We start from the raw sequence: 5,181 nt of genomic DNA on the forward strand, positions 1-5,181 counted from the left end.
ACCACGTCGTTAATGAGTTGATCTGCCAGAGTTTCGTCGCTGATCACGCGCGATAAAACGACGGCACCAACCATTTCCGCAAGGATAGCGGCAGGGGTGCGCACGCCTGTGGCCGCAGGACGGACGGCCAGAAGAGCCCCAAGCTGATCCAGATATTCCCGTATATTCGCCGTGAATACCTCGCGTAAGGCCGGGTCATCCCTGCGAGCGGCGTCTGCCGCCAGAGCGGGCAGAATACAGCCTGTCCCGGGGTCGTCGCGATGCACCGCAGATACGTAACGTTCGATAATAGCCCGAAGCGGGTCTTGCGGATTTTTAGACAACTCATCGACGAGCGCGGCTTTTGATTCTGTGATCGCTCGCTCACTGGCTTTGACGGCGAGGTCGTCCTTTGACTCGAAGTGACGATAAAACCCGCCATGCGTCATCCCGGCGGCCTTCATAATGTCGGCCACGCCAATACCATCAAAGCCCCGTTCGCGCAGTAAGCGCGCGGCCGTCTCAATGACCTGCTCACGGCTCTCAAGGGCTTTTTCCCGCGACACTCTCATCTGTACTCGTCCTTTCCGGTCGGGCCTCGTCCGCAGACCCACCTGGCCTGTTTCGGATGTACTCGTCCACTCAAAGTGAAAAACGCACTTGACAATTTAGATTATGAAGATCATCTATCATAAAAGATTATGAACGTCATCTAAAATATATGCCGCGTGGTTTGGGTCCACCTGAGGTCATCGCGGACAACCCAGAAAGAAATGAAAATGGCCATCTCAAAGAAGGCTCGCCGCGACAAAACGGCATTTATTACCGGCGCATCAAGTGGCATTGGCAAGGCTGCGGCCTTAGCCCTGTCAAAAGCCGGATATCGGGTCATCGGCACCAGCCGTAAGGCTGCCCCGGGCGAGGTTCGCGAGGGTATTCGCATGATCGCCTGTGATGTGACCTCTGACGAGTCCGTCGCCGAGGCCATTGCGCTCGCGCATGCCGAACTCAGTCATATCGACCTTCTCGTGAACAATGCCGGCTATGCCTTATCCGGCGCGGCCGAGGAAAGCTCGATAGAGCAGGTGCGTTCGCTGTTCGACACCAATTTTTTGGGTGTCGTCCGCGTGACCAACGCCGTTCTGCCGCTCATGCGTCAGCAGGGCCAGGGCCGTATCCTCAATATTGGCTCGGTTATGGGGCTGATCCCAGGGCCGTTTGGCGCCTATTACGGGGCCAGCAAGCATGCCCTCGAGGGCTATTCGGAATCTCTGGACCACGAAGTGCGCCCGTTCGGCATTCGGGTCGCCGTGATCGAGCCCTGGGCCACCAAGACCTCTATCGAGGCCAATTCACCCGAGGGCGACCGTCCCGTGGCCGCCTATGCCCAGACCAAGGTCAGATACCAGAAGGCTTTTGACGCCGCGATGGCCGCGGGTGACACCGCCGAAGATGTTGCGGCGACCATTCTGGCGGCCGCACGGGATAGGGCCCCACGACTGCGCTATCCATCGGGGAAGGCGGCACGGCAAACCGCCTTTGCCAGACGTTTTCTGCCGCGGGCCATGTTCGACAAGACCTTACGCAAGCAGTTCAACATCGACTGAGACTACCATTCCCCGCCCATTCTATAGCCCGATCCGTATCTCACAGGACGATCATGACAAGCCTATTCACGGGTCCCGAACCCGCCGCCCGCTATATCGACGCCGCTAACCGCTCTATCACGGTCGGAGGGACGATGTTCGCCTATCGTGAGCTGGGCGCGCGCGGCGGTGTGCCGCTCATTCTCCTGAATCACTGGGGCGCTGTGCTCGATAATTTTGATCCGCGCATCGTCGATGGTCTGGCGTCAAACCACACCATCATTGCCATCAATTATCGCGGGATTGGCGCTTCAGGCGGCAAAGCCCCCCTGACCATTGACGAGATGGCGCGTGACGCGATTGCCCTGATCCGGGCCATGGGCTTCGATCAGGTTGATTTGCTGGGCTTCTCCCTGGGCGGCATGGTGGCTCAGGATATCACCCTGAAAGCCCCGGATCTGGTCCGGAAGCTCATTCTGGCCGGGACGGGACCTGCGGGCGGTAAAGGCATAGATAAGGTGGGGCCGGTATCGTGGCCACTGATCTTCAAGGGCATCCTGACGCGCAAAGACCCCAAGACCTATCTGTTTTTCACTTCGACGCCCAATGGCCGCCGTTCCGCCGCCGATTTTCTGAAACGACTGACTGAGCGAAAGATGGACCGGGATAAAGCGCCTTCGGTGAGCGCCTTTTTGCGCCAGCTCAAGGCGATTACGGCGTGGGGACGGCAGGCCCCGCAGGATCTCGGAAGTATTCGCATCCCCGTACTGATCGCTAATGGTGACCATGATATCATGGTCCCGACGATAAACAGCCATGACATGGCGCGACGCATCCCGAACGCGGAAATCGTCATCTACGACGACGCTGGTCATGGTGGCATATTCCAGAACCATGCGGACTTCGTGAGCAGGGCCCTGGCCTTTCTGGCCGTTTAATAATGAACTGGAGAAGGTGCCATGAGGGCCTTTGTCGTTGATACATATCAAAAAATGGGCGCTTTGCGTTTAGCCGAATTGCCGGAACCCAAAATCCAGGATGATGACGTTCTGGTGCATATTCATGCCACGGCGGTGAACCTGCTCGACTCCAAGATCAGAGACGGCGATTTCAAGGTCTTCCTGCCCTATAAACCACCGTTTGTTCTAGGCCATGACCTTGCGGGCACGATTGTGCGGGTGGGGGCTAAGGTTAAAGCGTTCAAAGTCGGTGATGAGGTGTATGGCCGCCCTCGCGATTTTCAGTTCGGCACTTTTGCTGACCTTATCGCCGTCAAGGCGGCGGATCTGGCGCTAAAGCCCCGCAATCTGACTATGGAAGAGGCCGCGTCTTTGCCTCTGGTCGGGCTAACCGCGTGGCAGGCCCTTGCCGAGGTAGCTAAGGTCAAGCCCGGGCAGAAGGTCTTCATTCAGGCGGGATCGGGTGGGGTAGGCACCTTTGCCATTCAACTTGCCAAGCATTTGGGTGCAACCGTTGCCACCACGACCAGCGCGAAGAATGCCGATCTGGTCAGACGCCTGGGGGCCGATGTGGTCATCGACTACAAGACCCAGGATTTTGAGACGCTTCTGTCGGGATATGATCTGGTTTTGAACAGTCAGGACGCCGCTACCCTCGAAAAATCACTACGCGTTTTAAAGCGGGGCGGTCTGGCGATCTCCATTTCTGGCCCGCCCGATCCCGATTTCGCCAAGGCCGCCGGATTGAACCCCTTGCTGAAATTTGTGATGGGGCTGTTAAGCGGCAAAGTCCGTAAACAGGCGCGTAAGCTGGGGGTCCGTTACGCCTTCCTGTTCATGCGCGCGGACGGTGATCAGTTGCGCGAAATCGCGTCTCTGGTTGAGGCCAATGTCATTAAGCCGGTCGTGGACAGGGTGTTCCCCTTCGAGAAGACACCGGACGCTCTGGAATATGTCGAAAGTGGCCGCGCCAGGGGAAAGGTCGTTATCACTGTGACACCGGGTACCTAATCGCGAAATCCTTCAGCCCACCCGCAATCGGTAAGTGAACTCAAAGAGAGAGAGTGATATGACCCCTATGCGGAGTTTCGTCAAAAATGACCGCCGAAGGTGGGAATTTTTGTTTCGTGTTGACCCTCATTATGGCGATCGACCCCTGACGGGTTTTCGTGGTGTTGGGTCAGCCCACGGTGAACATGCAGGGGTAAGTTCAGGCGAAAATCAACACTCTGTTGTGACATGGCGAACTTGGCCGTAGTGCACCGAATGGGTCGCGACAGGGCGGTTCAGTCAGCCGCTCCCTCTGAAGCTTGACACGTCAACGCCGTCATTCAGCATTGGCGACTGAGTAGTTTCCGATCCTGTATAGGTTCCCGTACAAGGCATAGCGTTCGACAACCAACCTTACACCAAGGTTATCACCTGTGCTCAGACCTCGGGGATGTTCCCAAGGACGTTCCAGCAACGGCGCAATATCGGAAAATTGGAAACGAACATGGCTTCCGACAAAGACCTGAAAAAAAACGTCCTTGACCAACTGAGCTGGTCCCCCAACGTCAATAGCGCCCATATCGGCGTGACGGCGCGTGAGGGAGTCGTGACTCTGATGGGGCATGTCGAGACCTACGGCGATAAACTGGCCGCAGAGCAAGCGGTACGTCGTGTGAAGGGGGCCAAGGCCATCGCCAACGAGATTGCCATCAAGTTGAAGACCGATGCCAAACGCGATGACGAAGACATCGCCAAGGCGGCAATCAATGTGCTCGCCTGGGATGGTAATGTTCCGAGCGACGCAATCAAAGTGGCCGTCAGCAATGGCTGGGTGACGCTCAGCGGGCAGGTGGAATGGTACTTCCAGAAGGCGGCCGCCGAGCACGACATCCGGCGCCTGATGGGCGTCGTCGGGATATCGAATGAAGCCGTCGTCAAACCGAAGATCGACACGGACGTCATTGCCGATGACATCGCATTCGCGCTTAATCGCTCCTGGTTTGACACCAAACGGATCAAGGTGACCGCCGATGGCGGTAAGGTCACGCTGAGTGGCAAGGTCGAGACGTGGAGCGACTGGGAAGAGGCTTCCGAAGTCGCCTGGGCAGCCCGAGGCGTAACCGCTATCCAAAACGATATCGTCATTGCCTGAAATCAGGTCTGTCACCTGCCGGCCACGCGCTTTTGACATCCGCTCAAATGAACCCCGCTATGGGTACGGTCGCATGATGGACGGGACACGCGATGGGTAGTGAACTCCCTTTACAGGGCCTGAGTGCCGCCGACGCCCGCGATCGCTTGAAATCGGAAGGCCCCAATACGTTGCCAACGGCTGACAAGCGTACAGCTTTCAGGATCATTCTGGAAGTTATGCGTGAACCGATGCTCGCCCTTCTGCTTGTCGGCGGCAGTATTTATCTCCTGATAGGCGACCTAAAAGAAGCCCTTATACTGCTTGCATTCGCGGTCCTGTCGGTTGTTATTACCGTGGTTCAGGAAGCCAGAACTGAAAACGTGCTTGAGGCCTTGCGCGATCTGACCAGTCCACGTGCATGGGTCATCCGCGATGCCCATCGCATTCGCATTGACAGTGCTCAGGTGGTGCGCGGCGATATGATCGTCCTGGCCGAAGGCGACAGGGTGCCCGCCGACGCAAAACTCTTGGA

At 57.3% G+C, this 5,181-nt stretch carries 6 protein-coding genes; 5 read left to right on the forward strand and 1 reads right to left on the reverse strand.

Features of this window, described 5'->3' with window-relative positions:
* Positions 1-551, reverse strand: a 551-nt coding sequence (locus Q0072_RS09630; protein ID WP_298329046.1) for a TetR/AcrR family transcriptional regulator, incomplete at its 3' end; no start/stop codon positions are given.
* A 207-nt stretch (positions 552-758) separates the two neighbouring features.
* On the opposite strand from Q0072_RS09630, the gene Q0072_RS09635 reads away from it, so the two are divergent.
* From Q0072_RS09635 to Q0072_RS09655, 5 genes are all read left to right on the forward strand, one after another.
* Positions 759-1,586: an oxidoreductase gene (locus Q0072_RS09635; RefSeq protein ID WP_298329048.1), complete on the forward strand. Its 828-nt coding sequence runs from the start codon at positions 759-761 to the stop codon at positions 1,584-1,586.
* A gap of 53 nt (positions 1,587-1,639) precedes the next feature.
* A complete protein-coding gene (locus Q0072_RS09640) occupies positions 1,640-2,503 on the forward strand; it encodes an alpha/beta hydrolase (RefSeq protein ID WP_298329051.1) in 864 nt (287 codons plus the stop codon).
* Between the two features lie 54 nt (positions 2,504-2,557).
* Positions 2,558-3,535 carry an NADP-dependent oxidoreductase gene (locus Q0072_RS09645; protein ID WP_298329058.1) on the forward strand — a complete coding sequence of 326 codons (978 nt, stop codon included), beginning with the start codon at positions 2,558-2,560 and terminating at the stop codon, positions 3,533-3,535.
* A gap of 484 nt (positions 3,536-4,019) precedes the next feature.
* Positions 4,020-4,667, forward strand: coding sequence for a BON domain-containing protein (locus tag Q0072_RS09650; RefSeq protein WP_298329054.1), 648 nt, complete (start codon positions 4,020-4,022; stop codon positions 4,665-4,667).
* Positions 4,668-4,759: 92 nt separating this feature from the next.
* On the forward strand, positions 4,760-5,181 hold a 422-nt coding region (locus Q0072_RS09655; protein ID WP_298329056.1), incomplete at its 3' end, for a cation-transporting P-type ATPase.

The organism is Asticcacaulis sp. (genome assembly GCF_027484505.1).
Lineage (GTDB): Bacteria > Pseudomonadota > Alphaproteobacteria > Caulobacterales > Caulobacteraceae > Asticcacaulis.